The sequence below is a fragment of the bacterium genome (assembly GCA_012517375.1).
Classification (GTDB): domain Bacteria; phylum Hydrothermota; class Tepidihabitantia; order B3-TA06; family B3-TA06; genus JAAYVC01.
Window position 1 is genome coordinate 1 of the sequence record JAAYVC010000028.1, and the last position, 25330, is coordinate 25330.

At 48.2% G+C, this 25330-nt stretch carries 27 protein-coding genes and 1 tRNA gene; 19 read left to right on the forward strand and 9 right to left on the reverse strand.

Annotated features, from left to right (window positions below):
- Positions 1-482 precede the first annotated feature (482 nt).
- The 16 genes from GX441_03360 (at position 483) to GX441_03435 (ending at position 13693) form a co-directional block, all read left to right on the forward strand.
- Positions 483-567, forward strand: a tRNA-Leu gene (locus tag GX441_03360).
- 2 nt (positions 568-569) lie between these two features.
- Positions 570-1235, forward strand: a complete 666-nt coding sequence (gene rnc / locus GX441_03365) for a ribonuclease III (protein NLI97682.1) — start codon at positions 570-572, stop codon at positions 1233-1235.
- Positions 1232-2209, forward strand: a complete 978-nt coding sequence (locus GX441_03370) for a PrsW family intramembrane metalloprotease (GenBank protein NLI97683.1) — start codon at positions 1232-1234, stop codon at positions 2207-2209. The genes rnc and GX441_03370 overlap by 4 nt, the downstream gene beginning before the upstream one ends.
- A 9-nt stretch (positions 2210-2218) precedes the next feature.
- The gene (locus tag GX441_03375; GenBank protein ID NLI97684.1) at positions 2219-2659 is read left to right on the forward strand and encodes an MgtC/SapB family protein; all 441 of its coding nucleotides are present in this window, start codon (positions 2219-2221) and stop codon (positions 2657-2659) included.
- A 68-nt stretch (positions 2660-2727) separates the two neighbouring features.
- Positions 2728-4071, forward strand: coding sequence for a GGDEF domain-containing protein (locus tag GX441_03380; protein ID NLI97685.1), 1344 nt, complete (start codon positions 2728-2730; stop codon positions 4069-4071).
- Positions 4068-5114 carry a tetratricopeptide repeat protein gene (locus GX441_03385; protein ID NLI97686.1) on the forward strand — a complete coding sequence of 349 codons (1047 nt, stop codon included), beginning with the start codon at positions 4068-4070 and terminating at the stop codon, positions 5112-5114. Before GX441_03380 ends, GX441_03385 begins: the two co-directional genes overlap by 4 nt.
- A 93-nt stretch (positions 5115-5207) precedes the next feature.
- Positions 5208-7103, forward strand: coding sequence for a threonine--tRNA ligase (gene thrS / locus GX441_03390; protein ID NLI97687.1), 1896 nt, complete (start codon positions 5208-5210; stop codon positions 7101-7103).
- Between the two features lie 3 nt (positions 7104-7106).
- Positions 7107-7775 carry a translation initiation factor IF-3 gene (locus tag GX441_03395; GenBank protein ID NLI97688.1) on the forward strand — a complete coding sequence of 223 codons (669 nt, stop codon included), beginning with the start codon at positions 7107-7109 and terminating at the stop codon, positions 7773-7775.
- Positions 7776-7800: 25 nt separating this feature from the next.
- The gene (rpmI, locus tag GX441_03400) at positions 7801-8037 is read left to right on the forward strand and encodes a 50S ribosomal protein L35 (protein ID NLI97689.1); all 237 of its coding nucleotides are present in this window, start codon (positions 7801-7803) and stop codon (positions 8035-8037) included.
- 3 nt (positions 8038-8040) lie between these two features.
- Positions 8041-8418 (forward strand): 50S ribosomal protein L20, encoded by a 378-nt coding sequence (rplT, locus tag GX441_03405; protein NLI97690.1) that lies wholly within the window; start codon positions 8041-8043, stop codon positions 8416-8418.
- Complete coding sequence (gene pheS, locus GX441_03410) at positions 8393-9409, forward strand: phenylalanine--tRNA ligase subunit alpha (protein ID NLI97691.1); 1017 nt, start codon at positions 8393-8395, stop codon at positions 9407-9409. The genes rplT and pheS overlap by 26 nt, the downstream gene beginning before the upstream one ends.
- Positions 9410-9450: 41 nt before the next feature.
- Positions 9451-10821 (forward strand): tetratricopeptide repeat protein, encoded by a 1371-nt coding sequence (locus GX441_03415; GenBank protein NLI97692.1) that lies wholly within the window; start codon positions 9451-9453, stop codon positions 10819-10821.
- Positions 10787-11539 (forward strand): hypothetical protein, encoded by a 753-nt coding sequence (locus GX441_03420; protein ID NLI97693.1) that lies wholly within the window; start codon positions 10787-10789, stop codon positions 11537-11539. Before GX441_03415 ends, GX441_03420 begins: the two co-directional genes overlap by 35 nt.
- A complete protein-coding gene (locus GX441_03425) occupies positions 11536-12438 on the forward strand; it encodes a dihydroorotate dehydrogenase (protein ID NLI97694.1) in 903 nt (300 codons plus the stop codon). The genes GX441_03420 and GX441_03425 overlap by 4 nt, the downstream gene beginning before the upstream one ends.
- Positions 12435-13133, forward strand: coding sequence for an orotidine-5'-phosphate decarboxylase (gene pyrF / locus GX441_03430; protein ID NLI97695.1), 699 nt, complete (start codon positions 12435-12437; stop codon positions 13131-13133). Before GX441_03425 ends, pyrF begins: the two co-directional genes overlap by 4 nt.
- Positions 13130-13693 carry an orotate phosphoribosyltransferase gene (locus GX441_03435; protein ID NLI97696.1) on the forward strand — a complete coding sequence of 188 codons (564 nt, stop codon included), beginning with the start codon at positions 13130-13132 and terminating at the stop codon, positions 13691-13693. Before pyrF ends, GX441_03435 begins: the two co-directional genes overlap by 4 nt.
- Before the next feature lie 16 nt (positions 13694-13709).
- Here GX441_03435 and GX441_03440 read toward each other — a convergent pair whose 3' ends face one another.
- Genes GX441_03440 through GX441_03480 form a run of 9 tightly spaced genes read right to left on the reverse strand, consistent with a single transcriptional unit; the run spans position 13710 to position 22573 of the window.
- Entirely contained in the window at positions 13710-14120 is a 411-nt protein-coding gene (locus GX441_03440; protein NLI97697.1) for a hypothetical protein, read from the reverse strand.
- The gene (gene nadD / locus GX441_03445) at positions 14120-14692 is read right to left on the reverse strand and encodes a nicotinate (nicotinamide) nucleotide adenylyltransferase (GenBank protein ID NLI97698.1); all 573 of its coding nucleotides are present in this window, start codon (positions 14690-14692) and stop codon (positions 14120-14122) included. Before nadD ends, GX441_03440 begins: the two co-directional genes overlap by 1 nt.
- Positions 14689-15441, reverse strand: coding sequence for an outer membrane protein assembly factor BamD (gene bamD, locus GX441_03450; GenBank protein NLI97699.1), 753 nt, complete (start codon positions 15439-15441; stop codon positions 14689-14691). The genes nadD and bamD overlap by 4 nt, the downstream gene beginning before the upstream one ends.
- Positions 15438-16328: a tetratricopeptide repeat protein gene (locus tag GX441_03455; GenBank protein NLI97700.1), complete on the reverse strand. Its 891-nt coding sequence runs from the start codon at positions 16326-16328 to the stop codon at positions 15438-15440. Before GX441_03455 ends, bamD begins: the two co-directional genes overlap by 4 nt.
- Positions 16325-17152 (reverse strand): purine-nucleoside phosphorylase, encoded by an 828-nt coding sequence (locus tag GX441_03460; GenBank protein ID NLI97701.1) that lies wholly within the window; start codon positions 17150-17152, stop codon positions 16325-16327. The genes GX441_03455 and GX441_03460 overlap by 4 nt, the downstream gene beginning before the upstream one ends.
- The gene (locus GX441_03465) at positions 17149-17604 is read right to left on the reverse strand and encodes a hypothetical protein (GenBank protein ID NLI97702.1); all 456 of its coding nucleotides are present in this window, start codon (positions 17602-17604) and stop codon (positions 17149-17151) included. Before GX441_03465 ends, GX441_03460 begins: the two co-directional genes overlap by 4 nt.
- A gap of 40 nt (positions 17605-17644) precedes the next feature.
- Positions 17645-19159: a hypothetical protein gene (locus tag GX441_03470; protein NLI97703.1), complete on the reverse strand. Its 1515-nt coding sequence runs from the start codon at positions 19157-19159 to the stop codon at positions 17645-17647.
- Positions 19160-19161: 2 nt separating this feature from the next.
- On the reverse strand, positions 19162-22353 hold the full coding sequence (locus GX441_03475) for a hypothetical protein (GenBank protein NLI97704.1): 3192 nt from the start codon (positions 22351-22353) through the stop codon (positions 19162-19164).
- Positions 22337-22573 (reverse strand): hypothetical protein, encoded by a 237-nt coding sequence (locus tag GX441_03480; GenBank protein ID NLI97705.1) that lies wholly within the window; start codon positions 22571-22573, stop codon positions 22337-22339. The genes GX441_03475 and GX441_03480 overlap by 17 nt, the downstream gene beginning before the upstream one ends.
- Positions 22574-22973: 400 nt before the next feature.
- On the opposite strand from GX441_03480, the gene GX441_03485 reads away from it, so the two are divergent.
- Genes GX441_03485 through GX441_03495 form a run of 3 tightly spaced genes read left to right on the forward strand, consistent with a single transcriptional unit; the run spans position 22974 to position 25268 of the window.
- Positions 22974-23378, forward strand: coding sequence for a hypothetical protein (locus GX441_03485; protein ID NLI97706.1), 405 nt, complete (start codon positions 22974-22976; stop codon positions 23376-23378).
- Positions 23379-23400: 22 nt separating this feature from the next.
- Positions 23401-24534 (forward strand): DUF1624 domain-containing protein, encoded by a 1134-nt coding sequence (locus GX441_03490; protein ID NLI97707.1) that lies wholly within the window; start codon positions 23401-23403, stop codon positions 24532-24534.
- Positions 24531-25268, forward strand: coding sequence for a ribonuclease Z (locus tag GX441_03495; protein NLI97708.1), 738 nt, complete (start codon positions 24531-24533; stop codon positions 25266-25268). The genes GX441_03490 and GX441_03495 overlap by 4 nt, the downstream gene beginning before the upstream one ends.
- The last annotated feature ends 62 nt before the right edge of the window (positions 25269-25330 follow it).

Sequence of the window (25330 nt, forward strand, 5' to 3'; positions counted from 1 at the left end):
GTTCGTGACGCTTTTCATCAAACGGGACTCCATTTCTCGAATCCTGACTAACCATCACAGAAATTTTGTCCAGCTTTTGTCTGTCTTTTGACCACCTTTTGTCCATCTTCTGACCAGCTTTTTTTGCCCCGCAACATGAGATGGCGAACGGAGGAAGCAATCTACTTCGTAGCTTTGCGGGGACCCCGAAGTAACATCTCTTACTCGCCGAAGCTGTAGGCTTCCAGCCGCTACTTTTGGGGAGTATTTGACCGTGATTCCTGACCGCAAAGAGTTAAATCTGACTTGGTTCGGGGTCCCCAACGGGGTGCGCAGCAACCTGTTGGGGTGTGTGATTCCTGACCTCCCTTTGGCATACGATTTGAATGATTCATGCCACGTAATGAGGGCATTACCGGAAGGGGCAAATAATAAGTAACATCTAATCTAAGACATACAATGCAGTTGACAGAGGAGTAATATGGGCATAAAATCTGTCTTTAGCCGGGATGGTGAAATTGGCAGACACAAGGGACTTAAAATCCCTCGGGGCTTTGCCCCGTGCCGGTTCGAGTCCGGCTCCCGGCATTGTGAAGAACTTTGCAAAAAAAATCAAAATCGCCTTCAGGAAAAGAGAGCTGCTTGAACGCGCACTTACGCACCCGTCTTACGCTCACGAACAGATGGGCGACAAGCGTAAGTCTTACGAGAGACTTGAGTTTCTGGGTGATGCCGTTTATGAAATGCTTTTACGAGAGTTCTTTTTCGAAGCAATGGATCATGCCGATGAAGGTATGCTCTCAAAACTTAAAAACCGCTACTCATCGGGTGAATTCATGGCGGAAATTGCTCGTAAGTTCGAGCTTGATTCAGTGTTGCGTCTTGGTCGCAGCGAGGAAACCAACGGTCGCCAGAAAGATTCAATACTAGCCAATGCTTTTGAGGCTTTGTTCGGCGCTCTGTATCTGGACAGGGGATTGAAGTACTGCCGCAGATTCTTCAGGACTCAGGTTTCACCGTATATAGATCTTTCGATAATACCTTTTGACGCAAAATCTAGATTGAATATCAGACTTTCAGGGCGCAGGTGCGAGTATAAAGTCCTGCATAAAGATGGCGAGGATCATTGCCCCCATTTCAGAGTCGGGTTGTTCGTAGACGGTGAACTTGTTTCGACAGGCGAGGCTGGGAGCAAAAAGAAAGCCGAGATTATTGCCGCTGAACTGTTTCTTGAATCATCGAAAGCGGGACAATGAGTTATCTTACGCTAGCCCTCGGTCCTGTAGTTGCCATTTTTTTCTTCTTCCGGATAAAAGACCGTTACGATAAAGAACCATTCCGCAGGCTGATACTTACTGCAGGGATAGGAGCTCTTTCAGCCATACCTGTAGTTATTGTGGAGATGCTTTGGGGACATACGCTTTTGGATGCGTCTTCATTGAGTATTCAGGAACTTTCTTTTATGGCATTCGTGGAGATAGGGATAACCGAAGAGTTCTTCAAAGCGGTTGCATTTTTCTCAACAGCCTACTGGTCGAAGCACATGAATGAACCTTACGATGGTCTGATATATTCGGTATCGGCTGCATTGGGGTTTGCTGCAGTAGAAAACGTACTCTACGTTATATCGGGCGGGATACTTACAGCAGTCGTTCGTGCAATAACAGCGGTTCCCGCTCACGCAATGTTCGGCACATTCATAGGATACTTCGCAGGAAGAGCAAAGTTCTCAAAGCATCCGGCATTAAAGCCTATTCTCATTCTCTTCGGATTTACAATATCCGTATTCGCTCACGGACTTTACGATCTTATCGCTTTGTGGCCTGAGCCTCTGACATGGCTCTGGCTTATCCCATTACTTGGCGCGATGGTAGTTGTCTCTCTCTTACTCATCCGTGATGCAAGAAAACGTTCGCCTTTCAGACCTGCAGTTGACGCCGATAACAAATACACCGGCTATACTGTATCAGGCGAGCCTCTTTCCCCTGAAATGATAGCGAAACTCGAGAAAGAAGCAAGAAAGCATGAACGTCATTCCCAGTTGATTTCACCGGTTGTTAAGGATGTTTCACGACCGGATGAAGCATCTGATGTCATCCAAGAACAGGCAAAAAACCAGCTTACGAATCCTGAAGAATCTCAAATAATCCCCCCCCAGGAAAGCGAATCGGGTGAAGATAATTCAAAAGGAAAAAAACCATATTTTCTTGACGACTATTTCAAGAATTAAGTCTTTGCAATGTCTGACCTTCTCCTCCCGCTTTTGAAACTTGGAGCCGCGCTCGTCTTAAGCGCGGCGGTCGGTTTGGAAAGATTACTTTCTGAAAAGCCGGCAGGCATGCGTACTCATATTCTCGTAGGGTTCGGTTCTGCCTTGTTCATGATAGTTGCAGATTTAGGAGGACTGGATGCAGGCCGGGTTGCCGCAGGACTCATCACAGGTATTGGTTTTCTTGGTGCAGGAACAATAATACAGGAAAGAGGAACCGTTCATGGGCTTACAACAGCGGCTTCGATTTGGGCGGTTGCCGGGATAGGAATTGCTGTATCCAGGGGACTCTGGCTGCTATCCCTTTTTGCTACGCTAGGGATAATTGCAGTACTTTGGGGCCTTCATTTTATCGAAGATGTCATAGAAAGATCGAAAAAGAAATCGAGGATTTCAAAGAATACAAAATAAATAACATCTTTGGCGGCAATCTAATTACTATTAGTTGACAAAGGCATCTTCATCCTTAATATTGCGGAGTGAGTTTGAAAATCAAGCTGCCGCTGGTTGTGACTTTCATTGTCATATTATGCACCTCCGGATTAGGGTACTTGCTTATTCGTCACGAACAGAATGTATTGCGGGAAGAGGTGCGTAGAAGGGGGGAGATACTGGCCAGGCAGTTGTCAGGTGTGGACAGGGTTGCGTTTTACTACGTCGCAACCGAAATAAAGCGACTGAAGGCCGAGGATTCGACTTTTTTGTCTGAAATGAACCTTGAGGATTCGCTGGCTACTTCGCCTAAACTCTACGATATGTCGCGTTCATTATTCACGTTCCTTGCGAAGGTTACCGATAGCGTTTTGGTTGTAGAAAAGGATACCTTGAAAACATGGGTGCAAGAAGCCGCCTTTTTCGACTGGGATGATTCCCTTGTCATCGCTCGGCCGGAAACCAGAAAAGTCGTCCTTAACGAACCAGGGGACGGATTTACATTTGTTTCGCCTATATTCGTCAGAGGCGATACGCTGGGGTTCGCTCAGGTCCGTATGGACCCAAGAGTTCTTGATAAAGCGATAGGAGACGCTTTAAGGACCATTCTGCCCGTTATCTGCGGAATATTAGCCATAAGTATTCTTCTTTCGTTTCTTTTGAGTTCGGTTTTTACATCCCCGATATCCAAGCTCAAGAATCAGGCGATTTCGTTATCCAAGGGTGATCTTGCCGCAAGGGTCAATGTCCGTTCTCGCGATGAACTCGGACTGCTTGGAAGAGTTTTTAATGACATGGCTAGAAACCTGCAGCTCAGCTACGACGAACTGAAGGAAAAACTGATTGAAATCAAAAGGCTTTTCAAGATGGCTACAGAGGATGGTCTCACCGGTCTATATGTCAAGAGATACTTCCTTGAACTTCTTTCCGTGGAACTCCGGCGTTCTATCCGTTATGACAGACCGCTTTCATTTCTCATGTGCGATATAGATCATTTCAAGAGAGTAAACGATACCTACGGTCATCCTTCAGGGGATGTGGTTTTGAGTTCTGTCGCGCGCAGGCTTGCAGCAGCTACGCGTGACGGCATCGACGCCATAGGCCGATACGGAGGCGAAGAGTTTGCCGTTATGCTTCCGGAGACGGATGAACAGGCCGCTCTGAGGGTTGCGGAAAGACTCCGGCACGCCGTTGAATCTGAATCTATTTCCCTGAAAGGCGTGGAGGGAGTCAGCGAATCTCAAATAACGATTACTATCTCAATCGGCGTTACGACGACAAGATATGAGATAAGTCTTGAAAAGCTTATTTCTGCGGCCGATAAAGCGCTTTATCTGTCCAAGAAGAACGGCAGAAACCTCGCGACTGCATTTGCGGTGGAATCTTTATGAACGTCATTATCCAGATGATTTTATTTAGTTATCCTTTCGGGCTCTTCGGGGTAGGCCCTGCTTGCGGCTCAGATGCAGGTATGATGCTCGAAAAAGGAGTATTCGCTCTTGAGTATAATCCATCCGGGCTTGCATGGGTCGATTCAATAGAAGCGGGGGTAGCGGCTGAAGGACTCTTTGCATATAATCTCGTTGGTTTTTCTTATAACTACAGGGGATGGCCAGCTGCGGTTTCCGTACATCACAATACTCAAACGACCGGTTTCTCAATCGGCGCCGGAAATCTGAGGCTGCCTCTTGCCCTTGGTGCAGCGTTCGGGGCGTCCTTCGAGTCCGCGAATTCGGAATCCAATTACTCTCTTAGGGCAGGTCTTCAGTGGAGAGAGTATGTTGGATTAGCCCTCGGACCCCGATTGTGGCTTGCCCCAGATACCGCTCATTTAAGCGGAATGATTCAAATAGGCGCATCCGTTCCGGTAGTCGAAGGGTTGAAGTTCCTTGCCGGGGCATCGGCCGAAGTAGCTCCGGTCGCTTTCAGAGCAGGGGGAGGACTTGCATACGACCCTTTTTTGTTCCTCAGAGTCGAAAGCGTTGTGGCAACAGACGGATGGGGGGCGGGAGTAGTCTTAAAAAGTGAAAACGACAGGGGTGGTGTATGGGTCAACAAAGGGTTTTCAGGTGAACCGTGGCGGTTCGGCATTTCCTATATCCGCGATGTACAATCACCAAAAGTGAAGGAAGTCGTTGTTTTCAGAAACTTACCTCAAAGGGTGGATACAGTCTACATCTCTAAAACAACGCCTGTGGTAAAGGATACATCGAAAGTTGTTTCTCCTGATGTCCGGAGAAGACAGGAACAGCTGATGGCTAAGGCCAACCGGTACTATGCCGAAGAGCGTTACGAAGAGGCTCTTGCGGTATGGAAAGAGGTAGTTCAACTCGATCCAGGTTCGGATTTGGGTGTAAGAGCAAGCGAGGATATAAAGGACGTAACGGCCCTTATCGAGACGTTGAATAAAATCCGCACTGGTAAACCCCAGTAAGCGTATCGTGGGCTTGATTTTACTGTGTTGCGTCGCTTGCGGGCCATGGTTTGCGGCTTGACACAAGCCTTAGTTCGCGTAGACTTACGCCACATGGTCAAAATAACGCTTGAAGGCGTTGCTCATGACGTTGAAGACAGGATGCGTCTTCGCGATCTGGCCCCTGAAGGGGCTTTTGCCGCTATCCTTAACGGAGAGGCGGTGGAGTTATCCACTCGGGTTGAGGATGGAGCAAGTATAAAATGGGTTTCTTTTGAAGATGAAGAAGGCAGAAGGATATTCTGGCATTCGACTTCTCATCTTATGGCTCATGCCGTAAAAAGGCTTTTCCCAAGGGTAAAACTAGGAATCGGACCCGCTATTGAAGAGGGATTTTATTACGATTTCGACGTAGAAAAGCCATTTACGGAAGATGATCTGAAACGAATCGAAAAGGAGATGCGCAGGCTGGCTGCAAGGAGCCTGCCTATCAGGAAAAAAGTGTTTCCAAAATCCAAGCTGGAACATTATTACCGGTTCTACGGCGAGGATTTAAAACTTGAATTACTTGATGAGATACCTGACAATGAATTAAGCATTTACGAACAGGATGATTTTCTTGATTTGTGTCGCGGTCCGCATCTTGACGACACATCAAAGATAGCGGCATTCAAGCTTCTATCCGTGGCTGGGGCTTACTGGAGGGGCGATGAAAAGAACAGAATGCTGCAGCGGATTTACGGCATATCATTTCCCAAGGAGGAGGAGCTTGCCGCCTATATTGAAAGGATAGAAGAGGCCAAGGCGCGCGATCACAGAATCATAGGTCAGAAGCTGGATTTATACGATATAGTCGAGGAAGTCGGACCAGGACTGGTGTTGTGGAAACCTAAGGGAACTATACTCCGCCAGGAGATAGAGAAGTTCTGGACTTCGGAGCATTTGAAACGCGGCTACCAGCTTGTCACGACCCCCCATATCGCCAGAGCCGAACTGTGGAAGATATCAGGTCATTACTCATACTATAAAGAAAATATGTTTCTTACATCTATAGACGAACAAGAATATGTAATAAAGCCGATGAACTGTCCAGCCCAGATGATGCTCTACAAATCCGCCAAACACAGCTACAGGGAGCTTCCTATCCGCTATGCCGAACTCGGAACTGTCTACCGCAACGAACGTTCGGGTGTTCTTCACGGAATGCTTCGCGTCCGCGGACTCACGATAGATGATGCTCATATCTTCTGCACGCCTGAACAAGCGCCATCGGAAATCGAGGGAGTACTCAACCTCGCTCTTTTCATGACCCGTGCATTCGGTTATAAAGATATCAAGGTGGAACTCTCGCTGTGGGATCCTGATAATCGCAACAAGTATGCGGGAACGCCTGACAAGTGGGAGCATGCTCAGTCCATACTTGAAAAGGTACTTAAGGATAACAATATCTCATATAAAAAAATGACGGGTGAGGCCGCGTTCTACGGCCCTAAGATAGACATCAAGCTGCTGGATGCCTTGGGCAGACCTTGGCAGGCTTCGACCATTCAGTTCGACTTCAATCTGCCTGAGCGTTTCGGGTTGACATACGCAGGAGAGGATGGTAAGGAACACGAGGTTCGCGTGATCCATCGAGCCATTCTCGGTTCGCTTGAGCGATTCATAGGTGGGTTGATAGAATTCTATAAAGGCGAGTTTCCATTGTGGATAGCCCCTTACCAGGCGGCGGTATTAACCGTAACGGATTCAGCCATGGAATATGCATCTTCGGTTGCTGCAGAATTGATTGATGAAGGGATAAGGGTTATAACGGATTTTTCAAACGAGAAGATTGGCGCCAAAATAAGACGCCAGGAACTCGATAAGATTCCTTATATGATTATCGTTGGAGCCCGCGAGGCTCAGGAAGGCAGGGCTGCTCTAAGACGCCATCACGAAGGCGATATGGGCAGTTACTCCGTTGCCGAGATTATAAAACGTTTCAAAAAAGAAATAAAAGCGCGGAGGTGATAGATTCACAGACGCTTTGCCGGGCCTGCGCCCATTCCAAAACGCCGACATCGCATAAATCACGAAATAAGATCAGATTATGTTCGCGTCGTAGGCGTTGATAAAAAAATGATAGGTATCCTTCCTATAAAGGAAGCGATGCGTATGGCTGTTGCTCAAGGGTACGATCTTGTTGAAATCGCTCCGGAGGCTGATCCGCCCGTATGCAGGATTCTCGATTACGGAAAGTTTCTTTACGAAGAAAAAGCCAAACAGCAGACAGCAAAGAAGCACCAGCACACCGTAGCAGTTCGCCAGATGAGGCTGACCTTGAAGATAAGCGAGCACGATTTCGACACTAAAGTCCGCAAGATGAAGGAATTCCTTGAGGCCAAGGACAGGGTGAAGCTGACGGTAATTCTGCGCGGCCGTGAAGTTGTGCACAAGGATCGCGGATTGGAGATGATTGAAAAGATTAAAGCTAAACTTGCCGATATATCGGTCATGGAAGGAGAACCTACTATTGAAGGCACTACCAGGCAGTCATGGCAGGTGATGTTTCTTCCGAGCAGGAGTTCAGGCAAGTCAGGCTCGAGAAGGGAATCTAACGCATCAGACAGCGAAGATGAAACGAGAGTCGATAATGCGGGAGATTACTCTGAGGCGAAGATGCCTCAAGAGGAAGAAAGTTAATATCATCTGTTAAGGAGAATGCAAGATGCCGAAGTTGAAAACAAAGCGTGCATTAGCCAAAAGGGTTAAAGTTACCGGTACCGGAAAGATTAAACGATACAAATCCGGCCACAGCCACCTTTTGGAATGCAAGAGTACCCCGCGCAGGCGCGGTTTAAGGCAGCCTACAACCATAGAAGGCGTGAACGAAAAGAGGATGAAGAGGATGCTGCCTAATGTCGGGAACACGAAAGTCAAAAAAGAAAAAGTACAAGGAGAATAAATAATGCCTCGAGTGAAAGGCGGACCTGCGGGTCATTCCCGCAAGATGAAATGGCGTCATTACGCCGAGGGTTACTGGGGAGGACGTCATCGTTTGACCCGGTCCATACGTACTGCCGTTCAAAAAGCTTGGGAGTCCAGTTATCGCGACAGGCGACGCAAGAAACGCGAGATGCGCGCTCTCTGGAATATACGCATAAATGCTGCACTCAGGCCGTTGGGATTGAACTACAGCGGTTTTATTCACGGACTTAAGCTTTCAGGAATCGATATCTCAAGAAAGACTCTTGCCCAGATAGCAGTAGAGAATCCAGAGGATTTTGCCCTTCTTGCAGAAAAAGTCAGGGAGGGTATGAATGCTGGAAAACCTAGCAGCAATTAAATCCGAAGCGTTGGCCGCCTTAGCAGCGGCTAAAAGCATTGAAGATATAGAGCTGCTGCGGGTCAAGTATCTGGGCCGAAAAGGGGCGCTCACACACGTTTTAAGAACACTTAAAGATCTGTCCGAAGATGAACGTCGCAGCGCCGGAAGTGCGGCGAATCTATTGAAAGAGGAACTTGAACTTGAAATAGAGCGCAGGGTTTCAATACTCAAAGATTCTGTAAAAACGTCCTCGATAGATATTTCCCTTCCAGGCCGGAAGAGGTTTCTAGGTCACATACATCCCTTGACAATCGTCACCTCAAGGATTGTTGAAATCTTCACCGGTATGGGATTCGAGGAGATAAGAGGCCCTGAGATAGAAACCGACTGGTACAACTTTGAAGCCTTGAATATTCCTGAAGGTCATCCCGCAAGGGGGGAGATGTTCGGTAACTTTTATCTCGATTGCGGGCTTCTTCTGCGATCCCACACTTCACCTGTGCAGGTCAGGGTAATGGAAAAGATGAAGCCTCCTGTCAGGGTTATTGCGCCGGGCAGGGTCTTCAGGCGCGATCCATTCGATGCTTCCCACTCGCCCGTATTTCATCAAATAGAGGGGCTTTATGTAGACGAAGACGTGAGTTTTGCAGATCTTAAGGGGACACTTGAGGTTTTCACGCAGGAGATGTTCGGCGAAGGAGTTAGAGTAAAATTCTCTCCTTCCTACTTTCCTTTCACGGAACCATCAGCGGAGCTTTCCATCTCATGCGTAATATGCGGCGGCGAAGGATGCAGCATGTGTTCTCACAGCGGCTGGATAGAACTGCTCGGATGCGGCATGGTTCACCCCCAGGTGTTGCGTAACGTAGGTTATGACCCGGATAAAGTCAGAGGTTACGCATTCGGGATGGGTATCGACAGAATCACTATCATAAAATACAAGATCGATGACATCAGGCACTTCTTCACCAATGATATGCGTTTTCTCAGGCAATTCAGGGAGGCTTGATCATTACAAATCATTTAAAAAAGGGGGATAAAAGTATGTTCATGATGCGGACAACATGCAAAAAAAGGAAATTTAAAAAAAGCGCTAAGATAAGATTCATAATCTCCTTTCTTGCATCATCTTTTGCCTTCCTTTCAGGGTGCGCCTATTTTAATACCTACTATAACGCAGAACGCTACTATAAGGAAGGACTGAACAATGAGGAAAAAAGCAAGGGATCAGGCAGGTCTTTGTTTCAGAAGTCGCTTGAAAAAGCGGTTACAGTAGCAAAAAAATATCCTGATTCCAGGTGGGTAGACGATGCATTTTTTCTGATAGCTATGAATTACTACTGGATGGAGAGATACGACAAGGCTTTGCCTCAATTCGAAGGATTCATCGAGAATTTTCCTGAAAGCCCTTATATAGATGAGGCGCGTTTCAGGCACGCCTTAGCATTGATTGAACAGGGTAGATACTCTGAAGGCAGAGTCGAGCTGAATGATATTTTTCCTATCCGTAAATACTCAAAAAAAGCTCGATTCGCCTGGGCAGATGCCTTCAGAAAGGAGAAGGATTGGCCTTCCGCAAGCAAGGCTTTTAGTGATTTTCTCGAACTTTACCCATTCGGTGAGATATCTAACGAGGCAAGGATAAATCTTGCTGAAATAGAGCTTGCCGGCGGAGATACGCTTAATGCGATAAAAGTCTATGAACGCTACCTTAAACGTGCCGAGACTTCTAAAGATAATTATGCAAGGGGGCTTACACTTGCCAATCTCTATTACATAAGTGGTTCGTACAGTAACTCCTCTCGGACCCTGAAGCAGATCAGCGGCAGATACCCAGATATCGACGAACAGGCAGAATTGATTAAAGGAAAGATAGCTCTTGTCGAAGGCGATACGTCCGAAGCCTTAAAGATACTGGCCAGGGTTCCCCGGGGTTCTTCAGGCAGCAGGGCAGAGGCTTTTTACCTCGTAGCAAACATATTCGAGCAACAAGGCAAGTATGAACTTGCCATATCATACTATGATACAATAAGCACTTCCGAGACTAAATCAAACTATTCTGCGATAGCGGAAAGAAAAAAGACGCTTCTTGAATCGAGAATCTCATCCGATACAACGGATCAAGCCGATATAGATCCTGCAAAGGAACAGTTTCTCTTGGCAGAATCTTATCTTCTAAGTATCGGAGACGCGAGAAGGGCTCTTGCAGAATATGAAAAGGTGTCGGAAGAACATCCGGAAAGCGAGTATGCAGCCAAGTCAATGTACGGGATAATCTGGATAAAACGCTACAAACTTAATGATCCTTCATGGCGGAACGTGTACGAAAAGCTCTTAGAACGCTATCCGGAAAGCCAGGCCGCTAAAGAAGCGCTCAATCTTTTGAATGAAGATGGAACCCCGCAGGGCGATTCTTCTTGAACGCCGGGAGCTAGCTCGCGGGCTGATTGCCCTAAGAGTACGCATCCAAGGAGTGGGTGAAATCAAACCCGGTCAGTTCTTTGAATTACAGACGGGAAAAACGTTCCTTCCGCGGGCGATATCGGTCTCTGATTGTATGAATGAGGACATACTGTTTGTAGTCAGGGTGGTGGGACCTGGCACTTCGTGGATATCGCAACTCCAGCCTGAAACTCCCATGGATATCAGAGGACCACTAGGTTGCGGCGCGCCGATGGTTTCAGAGAGCCCGGTGATGCTCTGTGCCGGGGGGGTAGGAGTCGCTCCGCTTCTCTACCTTGCCAGAAAGTTCAAGGAATGCGGAATTGTTTGCTACGCTCTCATCGCTTCACGAACGTCAACCGAGCTAATCCTTGTCAGCGAGTTCCGCACCTGTTGCGAACGGGTCATTCTTGCGACGGAAGACGGCTCAGAGGGCGAGAAGGGTTTGCTCACGGATGTCCTGCCCAGTCTCCCGGAGCTTTACGAGACAAAGGTGTTGTATGCATGCGGTCCGGAAGCGATGCTTGTTTCACTCAAGGCGCTAGCCCTGAAACAGACGATATACGCCTTTCTGGAATCCCGCATGGGTTGCGGCACAGGCCTGTGCGTTGGATGTGCGGTTCTTGGCTGTGATGAAATATACCACAGGGTATGTACCGAAGGCCCTGTCTTCAATCTCAAGGAGATACTCCTTTGAATCTAGAGGTTTTCGTTAAAAACAGCCCTTTCAAGAACCCGCTGGTTCTTGCCTCCGGCACTTTCGGCTACGGTCTGACCTTTTCAAACGTTATCGAAAAAGCCGGCGCATTCGTAACAAAAGGAATAAGCGTCAAGCCGAAGAAGGGTAATCCTCCTCCAAGAATCTGGGATTCAGTCGAAACGGTCATAAACTCCGTCGGGTTGGAGAATGTGGGACTGGAGGAGTTCAAGACCCGGATACTTCCATCAATTCGTTTCTCCACGCCCCTTTACGTCAATCTGGCAGGCGTTGACGAAGATGAATTCGGGATTCTGATAGAGACGCTTGAAGACTCGCCGGGAATATCCGGATACGAACTCAATCTTTCGTGCCCTAACGTCAAAGAGGGTGGCGCCGCACTCGGACAGTCTGTAAATAAAGTAGCTAAGGTTACAACCTTGTGCCGTTCACTGACATCCAGGCCGATATGGGTAAAACTTACCACTAATTTCTGCGACGTGCGTGAAACTTCAAAGGCTGCTGCCGATTCAGGTGCGGACGCGGTCGTTCTCATAAACACCCTCAATGCCCTGGTAGTGGACGCAAAAAGAAGGAGACCGTTCCTTGGCTCAGGCTCGGGAGGGCTTTCAGGCCCTGCCATTAAACCCTATGTACTCTACCTTGTTCGGGAGGTTTCAAAACGCATCCGCATACCGATAGTCGCTTCCGGAGGGGCGGTATGCGGTCAGGACGTCAGAGATTTCATGCTCTCGGGCGCCAGTCTCGTGGAGTTGGGGAGCATCAATCTGGTAAACCCCGAGTCGCTGATTAGGATTCTTAAGGAGTTTGAAGAATGCATTAATTCCGAGGGTATTGCTTCACCCTCAGAATTAATTGGCAGATTGGAGGAAAGATGACAGAATTGATAGTTGCAGCGAATGTTGCATCTATTGAAGAATTAAAGGTTTTCGTAAACAAAACCTCAAGCCATCTTGATTTCTACAAGATAGATTCCGGTCTTTTCACAAAAACCGGTCCTGATGCCGTAAAGCTCATAAAAGATTCAGGAAAGAAGATATTCCTTGACCTCAAATTCCACGATATACCGTCCACCGTTGCCAGAGCCGCAGCAAACTGCATCTTCCTCGGAGTCGACATGTTCAACGTACATGCTATGGGAGGTTTCGAGATGATGGAAGCCGCAGTCAAGGAGACCTGGAGCATGCACAGCGGCATCCCGATAATTCTCGGGGTTACTGTACTTACTTCAATAGACGAGGCGGCGTTCCGCGATCTGTTCGGTTCGCCTTCTAACAATCTCAACCAGCACGTCCTGCTTCTTGCACAACTTGCAAAGAGCGCGGGTCTTTCAGGAGTTGTCGCCTCACCGAACGAAATAAAGCCCATAAAAGAGAGGTGCGGAAAAGACTTCGTAGTTGTAACCCCGGGTATCAGACTTCCGGGCGAGGACAAGAAGGATCAGATGCGTACGGATACGCCTAAAGGGGCCTCTCTCTCCGGTGCGGATTTCATAGTAGTCGGCAGGCCTATTGTCGAGGCTAGGGATCCGGTAGCAGTCATTGAAGAATACAGAAAGGAGCTTTCCCAATGAACAGCGGCGCTGACCTTCTCATTCTCGCTAAGGGGTGCGGCGCCATAAAGGAAGGGCATTTCTTGCTTCGCTCCGGGAAGCATTCCGGAGTGTATGTAGAGAAGTTTTATCTTCTAGAAAGACCTGACGTTCTTTCTCTCTTCGTCGAATCCTTATGCTCAAAGATTGATGGAACCTTCGACCGCGTAATAGGTCCATCGCTCGGCGGGATGATTGTTGCATACGAGGCCGCCAGACAGCTCGGGATACCTGCTGGTTATGCCGAGAAGTCTGATGGCGATGAGATGGTTCTTAGACGCGGAAAGGGCCTTTCATCCGACGAACGCATTCTTGTCGTTGACGATGTGATGACTACAGGAGGGTCTGTTCGAAAGACGGTATCTGCAATCGAAGCAAAGGGCGGGAAGGTAGCTCAGATAGCAGTTCTTGTTGACAGGGCAGCGGAATCTCCTTCTGATTTGAACTATATCTCCGCGCTCAGATATGCGCTGCCTGCTTACGAGTCTTCGAATTGTCCGCTTTGTTCGAAAGGGCTTCCGCTTGTTAAGCTCGGCGGATAGAAAGAGCCTCGTAGCTTTAAGTAGCTTTCTTCAGTTTTCTTGGCCTTGAAACGGCGCTTCTTTGTTTTTTCTTAGGGGCCTTTCGTAGCGTACTCTTTTTATTTTTTGACTTAACGGAGGTTTTTGTCTCTGTCTTATTGATTGACGCCTTCTTTTTTGCTTCCTTCAGGGATGTCTCTATTTCCCTTATCTCCCCGAGTATCTTTTTTACTCTCGGATCCTTGAAGATGTTCGAAGGAGCCTCTTTTTTCACGAGCATTGCGTATATTATTCCTCCAAGGACGGTGAATTTTTCCCCGAGAACGGTGTTCATGCCTAGTACGTCGAAGCGATGTTTACCACGCAGGGCAAGATCTTCGGTTTCTTTTATTGCAGAACGTGTTGCTTCAGCAAGCCAGGATGTTACTTCTTTCCACAAATCGGACATCAACACTCCTTATAAAGGTTTGTTTCGTTAATATAATCCCTGACTTTGTCCCGAACAAGATAATTAATTGTTTTCCCTTCTTTCAATCTTGTTCGAATCATTGATGATGAAACTTCTATCATCGGAAAATCCGGGAAGTAAACTTTCCTAGTTGTATCGGTATCGCGAACTGTAGCAGTTCGTCTCGGCAATACAATGAGTTCAGCCATCACTATAATAGCCTCCGGATCGCGCCAGGTGTTAAACATATCGTATTCATCGCTGCCGATTATTAAGAATAATCGAGAGTCGGGATGGTTCAATTTCAATTCACTCAAGGTCTCTACCGTGTAGGAAAGATTCTTTTCCTTCTCTATCGTTGAAACCTTAAAATCCTTATTTCCCTCAATCGACAGTTCAGTCATCCTCACTCTCGCTTCATAGGATGCGAAAGCGTCTTTATGAGGAGGGGCGGCTGCTGGAATAAAGAGGATATTATCCAGTTCAAAGAAGCAGGAGGCCAACTGAGCGTGAATCATATGGCCGATGTGGGGGGGGTCGAAACATCCGCCTAACACACCTATGCGCTTCATTCAAGCTCTTTTGCGATTTTCGCGAGCACCTTCTGCGCTTTCTTCTGCCACTTTTGGTTTCCTGACAACTCTTCCATAAGCGCCTGAGCTTCTTCAAGTTCGCCCAGTTTCATCTTGCATAGGCCGAGATAGTAGCTGGTTTCGAAATTGGTTTCTTTAGCTAGAGGGTATTCACCAAGGATATACTCAAGAGACATAACGGCAGCGTTATATTCCTTGAATTTGAAATAAAGCTTGGCTGCCTCAAGCTCTTTTCTTGCTAGTTTTTCGTCTATCCTTGCCAGAAGTTTTCTTGCGTCCGGTGCGTAGATGGAATTGGGGTATTTGCGCAGAAATTCGGTAGCCATTTTTTGAACATCCAGTGTCGTTATTTGCTCTTTGTAGTAGGGTTCTGATGTCTCGAATTTGGATGTAGCCGCCTTGATCTGCGCCTGTTCTGAGTATTGTGAACCCGGATACTGCTTGTACAGGAACTCGTATTCAACCGAGGCTTCGTCGTACTTCTTCAAATTGTAATAAGATTCTGCAAGGTGAAATTGGGCTTTTTGTACATCCGGGCTCGTAGGATTATTCAGGACATAATAGTTCAGAAAAGAAATAGCCTTCCTGAAGTCCGAATTCGCAAACGCAGTCTCCCCTAAAAGAAGAACGCTGTCTTGCGGCAGTGATTCCGGTTTGACTGTTTTTGCATTAACCGAGACCGGCAAGGATAAAAGCAGTCCTGCAAAAATCATTATGGCTTGTTTCAATTCGTCTCCTCTCCTAAAAGCGCCAGTCGCTCGCGGGCCTTAGAAGCAAGAGCGGCTGATGCGTTGACGCTGAGTTTTAGAACCTCCCGGAAAGCCGCTTTGGCGCCTTCAACGTCTCCTTTCCGGAGTCTTATCTCGCCCGCAAGAAAGTAGATATCATCCTTGAGCATCTGGGATAGTTCGACCTGAAGGACCCTGGTCATGATTAAATCCGCACTGTCGAGCTGCCCCCTTTGAAAAAGATCCTCGGCGTAAAGATAAGCGTTCTGGCAGTATCTGGGTTCAAGATAATAATGCCTTTCCTGCATCGCCTGCTCGGTTGCCTGGTAGGCTTCGCCTTTGTCTCCGAGTTTTTCCAAGAGGATTATCAGTTTTTCCCATGCCATTGCTCGTGAAGTTGAATCCTTCAGCGACGCGAGGGAGCGCCGGTAGTAGTAAACACTTTTTCCGTATTCCCCGAATTTCTCATACAAATCACCCATGAGGGAATAAGCGTCGCCCATATAGATGCGCTTTGAAGTTCTTATTGCCGATTCGAAGCATTCGATAGCCAGTTCTCTTTCTCCAACCTTTCCGAGCTCAATGCCCCTTTTCTTATAAGCTAATGCGATGCTGTCTCTGTAGAGAGTGTCTGACGCAAGGGCTTTTTTGAAATTCTTTTCAGCCTCCGAGAGATTCTTGAGACCCAAGTAGGCTCTTCCCATGAGGTAATTGACTTCAGGCACAACGGGGTCATTGCTCTTTCTCAATGGGTCAAGCTCGACTATTACCTTCGAAAAGTCTCTTTTGTCAAGGGCTTCGCGGGCTTTTTTTAAACTCAAATCACTCTTGGAACCGCATCCTGAAAAGAGTGCCAAAAAAATTGGAATCAACATGTATTTCTTCATTTGCTGAACTCCTTGAAGAAGCGCTTGAATACTTTCCTCATCTTTTGAGCGGTTTCGGATGCTGCTTTTGTTATTTCTTCAAGCGTGTCTCCGTTTGACGGTTGGGGAAGGAATATAGCCATATTGGATACAACAGAAACGGCTAGAATCCTCATGCCTAGCTGTACGCCGGTAATCACCTCTGGGACCGTGGACATGCCTACAAGGTCTCCTCCAGCGCTGTGAAAAAACCTTAGTTCCGCAGGGGTTTCAAGACTTGGTCCGGCTACCGCTACATAGATGCCTGTCTTAGGTAATATTTTTTCTGCAAGAGCTGCAGCAGTAAAGCTGTTCATGAGTTCAGGATTGTATGCCTGGCTGAGTGACGGAAATCTCTGTCCCTTTGCGTCATCTGAAAAGCCCCTTAGGGGATTGACGCCCATCAGGTTGATGTGATCGGAGATGATAACAATATCCCCTATCTTGAAGTTGATGTTCAGGGCGCCAGCCGCGTTGGTCACAACCAGCATCCTTGCCCCAAGTTCACGCACGACTCTAACGGGGTAGGTTATTTCATCCATGGTGTAGCCCTCATAAAAGTGGGGTCTTCCTCTCATCACCGTCAACGGATATCCTTCAATCCGTCCGATAACCAGTTCGCCTTCATGGGACGAAACAGTAGGCGTCGGGAAATGAGGGATATGAGAGTATGGTATTATTGCCGCTTCATCAAGTTCTCCAATAGCATCCTTGAGACCTGTACCGAGTATCAAGAGCCCCTCAGGAACTATGTCAGTTGTCGAACGAATGAATTCGATACTTTCTTCAATCTGCTGTCTCGTCAATTTGAGTCTCCTTTTTCAATCTTTCGAGAATTCTTCCATAGTTGTCCGGCGTTACTTCCATCCTCCACGAGAAAAGCATGTTTTTGGGTGTGGAGACTGCATATGTCCGCTTGCAGCTTTTCAACTTCAAGTTGAGCCGAAAATCTGAGCTTCTCCGCGTCATTCTTAGCTCCTTCCCTTATCTTTTCGGAATCCTCAAGAAAGTTGCGTCCGAGAAGCTCCGCCGCGCCATGTCCCCGGGAAAGGGTATCCTTGAGAACCTGCTCCATTTTGCGGAATTCCTTGACGGTTTCCTGCTGGTCGCTGATTTTGAATTTCAAAATTCCCGTATCTGAGTTTGAACTCTTAAGCTCTGCAGCAAACTCGAAAAGGAACTCCCTTGCATCGCTTTCATGTCCTTTCAGTACCCGCCGGGATTCTTTTTTTCTGATATCTGCTGGAGTGAGGCTCATGCTCTAGTTTACCTAGCTTGCAGGAAGTGTCAATGTTCTTTCATTGAATTTCGTGTCGTGCAAGATCTGCATAAAGTGATGCAGGGTTGCGAAGGATTATTTCTTCAAGAATATCTTTCGCTTTCCCGGGATCATTCATCCTGTCTCTCAAAAGAATCGCCCGCTCGAATTTCGCTCTCGGCGCCAGAGAGCTTTCTGGCCAGTCCGTGGAAATCTTCGAGTATGCCTCGTCGGCCTCGCGATATCGTCGGAGTTTTGCCAAGCTTTGCGCCATTAAGAGCAGAGCTTCATCCGCTGCCTCTTTCGAACGCTTCTGGATTTGTGAAGAAAACGACAAGGCGTCTTCGGCATCACCCCATCGCAAGGCTGCAAGCGCCATTGCGTAATCGCTTGCATCCTGGGGAGTCGTTAATGCAATCTTGTACAAAAGAACTAGGTCGTTTTCGAGCGAGTTGCCAGGATAGCGGATGAGCAAGGATTCCATATAAAGCTTTAACGTGTCCGTTTCGCCGTCAACTGCGGCTAGAATGCCCTTAAGTAATAAAGAAGAACTGTCCTCAGGTACGCCCTTAAGAAGCTCCCCGGATTTTTCCCAATTGCCTCTCAAAAGCTCTAAGGCGGAAACCCTTACCCTTGTCCAGGCGCTGATTCCCCTGGCTTCTTCTATCTCATAAAGAGTTTTAATAGCTTCCTGGTATGTTGCTTTTGACTCCGATAGGATGAAGACCAACTCCGTTTTGGATTGAATAGACGTATCTTTCCTAAGAAGTTCTTTTGCTTTTTTTGTATCCCCCAAGGCGTGAATCATTCTTGCAGCGCCGATGTTTTCGCCGGCTTTTTCGTAAGCCTCTAACGCAACATCATACATTTTTTTCTCCTCTGCTTTTCTTCCGATTGATGCGAGTTCTCCCGAATCATTTGTATTTTCTATTATTGAAAACAAGAAAAGGGTATCGCCGAGCTGGAGCGCCGTTTCGAATGCGCTTGAATCCTTATTAGTCCTCAATTTCGCTGAGACCTTCCGCGGCCCAAGTCTTTCGGATAAGGTTTTGATTTGCTTGCTGAAAACCTTCGAATCGGCTCCTGCCTCAAGTGCGTTTGCTACCTCTTCAAGCGCCTTTTCGTTTCTGGCTTGCCTTAAATAGAAACCGACCATCGTCGGAGCGTGCAGGGTCGGGTTTGACGTTCGTTTTCTTTCCTCTGTAATGAACCATACAACGTAATCGGATTCGAGTTCGTTTAATGTAAAGATGATATCGCTTCCCCATTGTGGCGACTTTCCATAAAGCTCCTTTAAGGCTTTGAATGATTCGTCGTTCCTCCCGCACATCAATAGCCCTTCGGCGCGGCCTAGGTTTAGAATCTCCCTGTCAGGGTAATTGCTCAACAGTTCGGAGCTGGTCTCAACAAGCCTTGAACCCTGATCCTGCTGGCGGCAGTAATAGAGATAGCGCCTGTAGGTATCTTCATCGAATGCAGTAACAAGACGCTGTTCAAGCGTTGTCAAGACGTCCGATTGCGAGAAGAGACATAGAACCAGAACTCCAAAAGTCATGCTTAACGTTCCATCAGCGATTCTATGTATTGTCTTGCCATTCTTTTGTATTCTTCAGGGTAGTCCGACCTTTCTATTCGGATTATCTCCTTCTTGAGCCAGAGGTTCTTTTCTCCTGCATCAAGCGGCATTGAGGGCGAAGAAAGATTTCTCCATACGCTTCCAATCTCACGCTCCCTTTCTCTTGTCTCATCCTTTTTCCGCAGTACGTTTTTTGCGTCCAGAAGCCTTCTGAAAACGCGCTCTCCCCGGTTCACAAGTTCGCGTTCTCCCGTGAAACGCGACATATCCTCCTCCATTCTCTTCATCTCCTCGATGATTCCCTCGAGCATTCCCGAAAGTCCAGGATTTGAGCCCTGACCCTTCGAGAGTTCCTCCAGCTGCTCCCGCAGACCTGCCTGCTGGCTCAGGAGCTCTCCGAGTGCGGCCTGCTGAGCGGCGGTCATCTGACCGGATATCGGCAGGGGCAGAAGTCCGCCCATCTGCTGGTTTATCGATAGCTGCGCCAGGCTCATCTGAGATAGTGCGTTGAGCATCTCCGCAAGACCTGTTGACGAAGCCCCTTGCTGCCCAAGGCTGCGCGCGTAAGCGTTGAGAAGGGACGCGGCCGCGCGGTCTATTGCGCTTTGAGCGGATAGCGCCTGGCTTTGCGCACTCGGTGTTCTGCCTTCTATAAGGCTTTCCTTGAACTCCTCCTCGCTGCGCGACGCCTCGGCCAGGTTCTGCATTGCGTCCCTTGGAACGTTAAAGCTCAGGCTTGCCAGCCGGTAGAGATTCTCCTTAGCACGCTCCAGCGCACGTTCTAGTTCTGCAGCTTTTGCAGCGGCCTCAAGCGATGGAACCGCAGGAAGATTGCCGGTGAGCTTCTCCTGCTCATCGCTTAAGAGCAGGAGCTCCCTTGCAGCGGCAGCCATCTCGCGGTTGAGTTCATCCTGCCTTGAACGCTTGAGGTTTGAGGCCATCTGTCCGAACTGCATCGATGCATTTTTCAGATTCTGGCTAAGCTTTTTCGCGCTCTCCCTGTCCATTTTTGAATCACTCAAACTTTTACTGACCTTGTCGCAGAGATTTTTGTTCTCGCCAGCCATCTGGCTGGCAAGCTTCTTGAGTTCGTCCGAAATCCCTTTCTCCCTTAGAGCTTCGGAAAGCTCCTGAGCCTGTTTGGCAAGTTCCTCAAGTCCCTTTCTTATCTCTTCCTGTCGCGCTTTGGCTTCCTCTTCAGAGAGCTTTCCTGCCTCCTTCATGAGATTTTCTTCCATTCTGGCGAGGGCGTCGGATTTTTCGGAAAGATCCGAGAGTTTTTGCTCCTCAAGGAATCTCTCGAGCACCGACATCGCCTGCTCGAGCTGTCCTTCGAGATCGCGACTGAGCGAGCCTGTCTTAGCGAGTTCCTCCGCGAGTTTTTGAGGGTCATTCTTCAGGGCGCTTGCGAGTTCATCCAGGCGCGAGCGGAGTTCGGGAGGCATCATGTCGGCAAGCATCTTGCTGAGTGATGAGAGTTTGGCAAGCATCTCAGGGTCGCTGATGGCTCCCTCTCTCAGTTTCTCCAGGAACTGCCTCGCTTCCTGAGCGATGCTGTCCACTGAACCCATGAGGTTCTTCTGGGCTTCCAGTATCTCCTCAAGCCTTGCCTTTTCCTCCGGCGGCATGGTTTTATCCTGTTTGAGCTTGGACTCGATTCTCGATAGCTCCATTCCAAGCTCCTTCTGTTGTTCGCCGAGTGCTGATAGTCCTGAGGCAGTCTTGTTGCCGTATTCAGTCAGTTCGGAAAAAACCTCGTCCATACCGGGCAGTCTCAACCTGTAGGTTTTGCTTCGGCCCCATTTTGGCCCTGATACTGCATCGTTATCGGACACCTCCACGTAGTAGCTAATCTCGTCTCCAGGCAGCAGGTTTAGTCCGCTCAAATCCCATTTGTAGTACAAGGTATCCTCAACCTTTCCACGGGAACGGCCTATAGATATCATTTGTCCGTCAGTTGCCTGCATAACAAGCATCGCCTGGTCAAGGCCGTAATCGTCGAGCGCTTCTGCTCCCAGGTATAAAGACATGGATTTATCAAGAACGGCGTCCTTCCCCGGCATAAAAAGGTCTACAAGGGGAACCTGGTCGTGCTTCGCATTAACGTATATGCGCTGTTCCTTCCTTGAGCCTGTTCTATCCTCAAGAACAACAGCCGCATTCATTGAGTTCGTGAATCTAAAGCTCGCCATGAATCGTTTCCCGGAGACTTGTATCCGGGATGAACTGTCGCCATTCTGCAGATGAGCCTCATTGAGTTCTGAAGACGCCTCGCCTTCAAAATCTACCATGCTGCCCGGCAATGCCGAGATGTTGAAGTCATGGAATACAACAGGCTTTTCTCGCGTATAACCCGGAGGTGTTACAGTAAAAGTGACGTTTTTTATCTCAAAGGGCTCGTTCAGACCAAGGTAGACCTCTTTTGAACTCCTGCCCAGTCGGCTGAACCTGAGCTTTACATCACTATCCATCCTGATGTCGGCGGTTGCCAGCTTATCCTCGATTTTAACCTTCGATTTTGTGGTTTTAGCGTTGCTTGTCTGCTCGAGGATTACGTATCGCAGCCCTACAGGAGATACAATCCTTGCTTTTGCCTGGAATCTCGTCCCCCTTTCTAGAATTGTATCACCTGTAACAGACTCAATCCTCAAATCGAGGCTTCCTGGTGCAAACAAGGCATTCATGCCGAAGCAGAGTCTTCGAGGAGCGAGGATGAGGACCGAGAGGCTTAACGCAAACGAAGCGGCCAGGATGCCTAAAGACGCGTAAAAGCGCTTCTTTTCCCTGTCGGCGTTCAGATTTTTCGCTTCAAGAGCGGTTTCTATCCCTGTTAGATAATCGCCTTTGAGTTCTTCAGAATACACCTCCTTAGGGTTCCCTTTTTGCGAGATGTCTGCGGCCGTCGAAAGGCGATCCTTCCAGGTAATATCTCTCTCCTCGGCAGATATTGCCTCTTCGTACAAAGAAGGCTTTCGTATAATCAAAAGCAAGAAAAGACCGAGCGGTATCAATAATAAAAGATAGGGTAGGGGTGAGAACAGCATAAAGGAGCTAATGCTTGCCAGGAGTGCTGAAGCGACAAAAAGCACGAGAACGGCTAACATCTGGAGAGAATTCTTCCTCTTCCTGTAGTTGTCCAGTCTTGAAAGGAGTAGTCTACCTTGAGGCTTCACAATAAACCTCCTTGCAATCCCAGCCTTCCAGGCTGCCTGAAAGCTCGAAGTAACGATCTCCGCATCTCACCTTTATTAGACGCTCATATTCCCTAACGGTTTCATTGTAAACGTTTGCTTCAAGGACTATCTCGTCGACCGTAACCCGCTCCCCTTCGAGTATCAACTCTTTAGGGACCTCCTCGGCTTTATAGCCTTCGTAAAAGCATATCTTTATCACAGGGGATTATAGGTTCAGAGACCTTAACCGTCAAGCGGACTTTTCCCCAAAAGAACGCAGGAGACGTTCTTTTTGGGTATCCGAATCAGGTATGGATTCCGAGCAGACAGGTCGTGTTTGAGGTTACTCGTTAAGGTTAATTCTGCCAGACCGGCTCTTCCCATCAGGCGCCTCCAGCCCAAGAAATTACTTCGTATTTCTTGATTCAAGCCTGACATGAAAACGTATCTTTACATTGTTCCATGGGGTCGCAGTTATATCTCGCACCTTCTTGCTTCAGAGTCGTATGCTGTTGCACGAAAACAGCTCAGACAGTCAGATTAGCGTATGGTAAATTCTTGACTTTTTCTTAACCCTGGATAGCATGCGGAATGCGGAAAAGATCGTTCGGAGAGGGGGCATGATGCATAAACGCTCAAGAATCGTCCTTGCGAGCATTATTGGCGGCGTGCTTGTTCTTTCAGGACTAGCCCTCTTCTTCTACTGGAAGGGCTGGGTTCCGTTGTGGTGTTTTGTTCCTGTCGTGCTTTGTGAAACTATAGGCATCTGGGTTCTCGTGAGCGCCATAAGAAAGAATACTCTCTATATGAAGGAAGGAGTCGAAAAAAGATGCATAATCCGATTCGGAGCAGCCGTATTCCTCATCCTCTTCGGAGTTGGCCTCGCGCTTGCCGCCTTCAAACTGATTCCGGACATCGCGTGGGGGGTAGGCGTTCTTCTTATATCTCTTGGTGCAACATATATTTACAGAGCCGTTGTGCTTCCAAACTCCAACTCAAGTAAAAAAAATGCAGACGCAGAGTAGTCAGGCGCTAGGCCCCGAATATATGAGAAAACCCGGCTCAAGACTTTTTTTTGTTGACCTTTTCCGCTTGTTTGCGATTTTTTTGATGGTCCAGGGACACGTATTCAGGGCGCTTGCGAATGATGCAATCCAGAAGGGGCTTTTCTGGAGGATACACGAAACCGTTCACGGACTGACTGCGCCGCTGTTTCTTTTCGGCTCCGGTATGATATTCATGGTGGTAACGCGCGGCAGATGGGATGAATACCGCAAGTTCGGGGCAAAGACTTGGCAGAGGTTGAGGCGCTACATATACTTTCTCGTGATAGGCTACTGGCTACATCTTCCGTCCTTGAGTCTTTCAAAGACCATCCGAATGATGAATCCCGAACTCCTTGCAAGAATGACCGCCGTTGACGTTCTTCATATAATCTCAATCGGCCTCATCCTGCTCCATCTCATCTGCATGCTGCTGGGTCGTCCCAGGAGGGCTATGTGGGTGCTTTTGCCCCTGGGTGTGGCGTGTCTGGCTCTCGCTCCTTTAGTCCGACCGTTAAATCTTCCAGGTCCTTCGCCGCTTGTATCGTGGCTCACTACCCAGTACGGTTCCAACTTCACGATTCTTCCATGGTGGGGATACATCTTATTCGGAGCGTGCTTCGGAATCCTTTTTCCCGAGTCGGGCAAGCTGAAGGATGAGCGAAGGTACATCATCATCGCCATCATTTCGGGTGTAGCTTGTTTCATAATAGGGTTCGTCGTCTCGCTCATGATAGGCAGGCCGTTCGGGATAGGCTCTCCGAACAAACCAGAGCAGGTTCTCGCGAACATAGGCGGTGTGCTTTTAGTGATAAGCATTGCGTGGCTTCTCGAAAGGGTCGGTTTCGCCAAGAAGATTAGAAAGGCATTCTTCCTGAGCGAAGAGACCTTGATAGTCTATGTCATACATCTCATGCTTCTGTACGGATCGGTACTCTCGCCAGGGATCGCTACCTTTATAGGCCCTACCCTGGGGATGCCGATGCTGCTTCTCGTGTTCACGCTCATCTCCGCTCTTACTGTTGCCTTCACATGGGGGTGGCACTGGGTAAAGAAGGAGAACCTTAAGGTTCTGAGGATCATTCAGCTTGCGATGACTGCTTTGTTCATTATTACCTACCTGGTAAGCCCCGTATGAATGAAACTTGTCTTTTTTGGCAGGGCGAAGGATGGGGAGTAAGAGTACTCTACTCCTCCGCCGGCGTTGCAACATCCATTCTTGTAACCTCGAAGAAAGGCGGATCGCTGCTCATGGATGCTGGAGACGGCACGCTGAGGGATCTTGTATCCTTGAACTGCGACTTCCGCTCGCTCTCAGCCGTCCTCATATCTCACGGTCACTTCGATCATATCGGCGGTATTCACTCCCTCTTAGGCTTCATGCGGATGATAGGCCGGAGCGAAGAACTTGTCATAGCTATGCCGAAGGGAGCCAGAGAACCGCCTGCAATACTCGACGCGTTCGAGTCTCTCTACTCAAATACGATGCCTTTCAAAGTCGTCCGGCATGAAGTCGAGGATTCAAGGTCTTTGAAGTTCGCAGAGATTATAATCAAATCCTTCAAGGTTGTACACTCCGGAAGCACGAGTCAGGGAATCGGCCAGGAACTCCCTGCGGTCGGCTACGAGCTCTTCTTTGCTAATCAGAGAATAGTTTATACGGGCGATGCGGGTCTTGGCTCGAATCTTGAACCCCGAATCAACGGTGCGGATCTTTTACTCATCGAAGCGACACTGGATAAGCCGGGAGGAGAGAGCGAACGGAGGGTACACCTCTCACTCGAATCCTCAGAAAGGCTTGCAAGGCTCGCAAAGAGGGCGTTCATCATCCACAGGGTTCGCTGCAAAGAACCCCTCGATATCCAAGGTTGATGAGAGTCTTTTCTCCTCAAGATATTGACGGGTATTGACTTACCCTGGAATGAGAATAAACT

Coding starts and splice junctions, on each gene's coding strand:
- GX441_03465 (NLI97702.1), bottom strand. CDS start 17,604: ATGAGCCTCACTCCAGCAGATATCAGAAAAAAAGAATCCCGGCGGGTA.
- GX441_03420 (NLI97693.1), top strand. CDS start 10,787: ATGAAGATGGAACCCCGCAGGGCGATTCTTCTTGAACGCCGGGAGCTA.
- nadD (NLI97698.1), bottom strand. CDS start 14,692: ATGAAGCGCATAGGTGTGTTAGGCGGATGTTTCGACCCCCCCCACATC.
- GX441_03385 (NLI97686.1), top strand. CDS start 4,068: ATGAACGTCATTATCCAGATGATTTTATTTAGTTATCCTTTCGGGCTC.
- GX441_03485 (NLI97706.1), top strand. CDS start 22,974: ATGATGCATAAACGCTCAAGAATCGTCCTTGCGAGCATTATTGGCGGC.
- GX441_03370 (NLI97683.1), top strand. CDS start 1,232: ATGAGTTATCTTACGCTAGCCCTCGGTCCTGTAGTTGCCATTTTTTTC.
- rpmI (NLI97689.1), top strand. CDS start 7,801: ATGCCGAAGTTGAAAACAAAGCGTGCATTAGCCAAAAGGGTTAAAGTT.
- GX441_03490 (NLI97707.1), top strand. CDS start 23,401: ATGAGAAAACCCGGCTCAAGACTTTTTTTTGTTGACCTTTTCCGCTTG.
- pyrF (NLI97695.1), top strand. CDS start 12,435: ATGACAGAATTGATAGTTGCAGCGAATGTTGCATCTATTGAAGAATTA.
- thrS (NLI97687.1), top strand. CDS start 5,208: ATGGTCAAAATAACGCTTGAAGGCGTTGCTCATGACGTTGAAGACAGG.
- pheS (NLI97691.1), top strand. CDS start 8,393: ATGCTGGAAAACCTAGCAGCAATTAAATCCGAAGCGTTGGCCGCCTTA.
- GX441_03415 (NLI97692.1), top strand. CDS start 9,451: ATGATGCGGACAACATGCAAAAAAAGGAAATTTAAAAAAAGCGCTAAG.
- GX441_03455 (NLI97700.1), bottom strand. CDS start 16,328: ATGAAGAAATACATGTTGATTCCAATTTTTTTGGCACTCTTTTCAGGA.
- GX441_03435 (NLI97696.1), top strand. CDS start 13,130: ATGAACAGCGGCGCTGACCTTCTCATTCTCGCTAAGGGGTGCGGCGCC.
- GX441_03375 (NLI97684.1), top strand. CDS start 2,219: ATGTCTGACCTTCTCCTCCCGCTTTTGAAACTTGGAGCCGCGCTCGTC.
- rplT (NLI97690.1), top strand. CDS start 8,041: ATGCCTCGAGTGAAAGGCGGACCTGCGGGTCATTCCCGCAAGATGAAA.
- GX441_03440 (NLI97697.1), bottom strand. CDS start 14,120: ATGTCCGATTTGTGGAAAGAAGTAACATCCTGGCTTGCTGAAGCAACA.
- GX441_03495 (NLI97708.1), top strand. CDS start 24,531: ATGAATGAAACTTGTCTTTTTTGGCAGGGCGAAGGATGGGGAGTAAGA.
- GX441_03470 (NLI97703.1), bottom strand. CDS start 19,159: ATGACTTTTGGAGTTCTGGTTCTATGTCTCTTCTCGCAATCGGACGTC.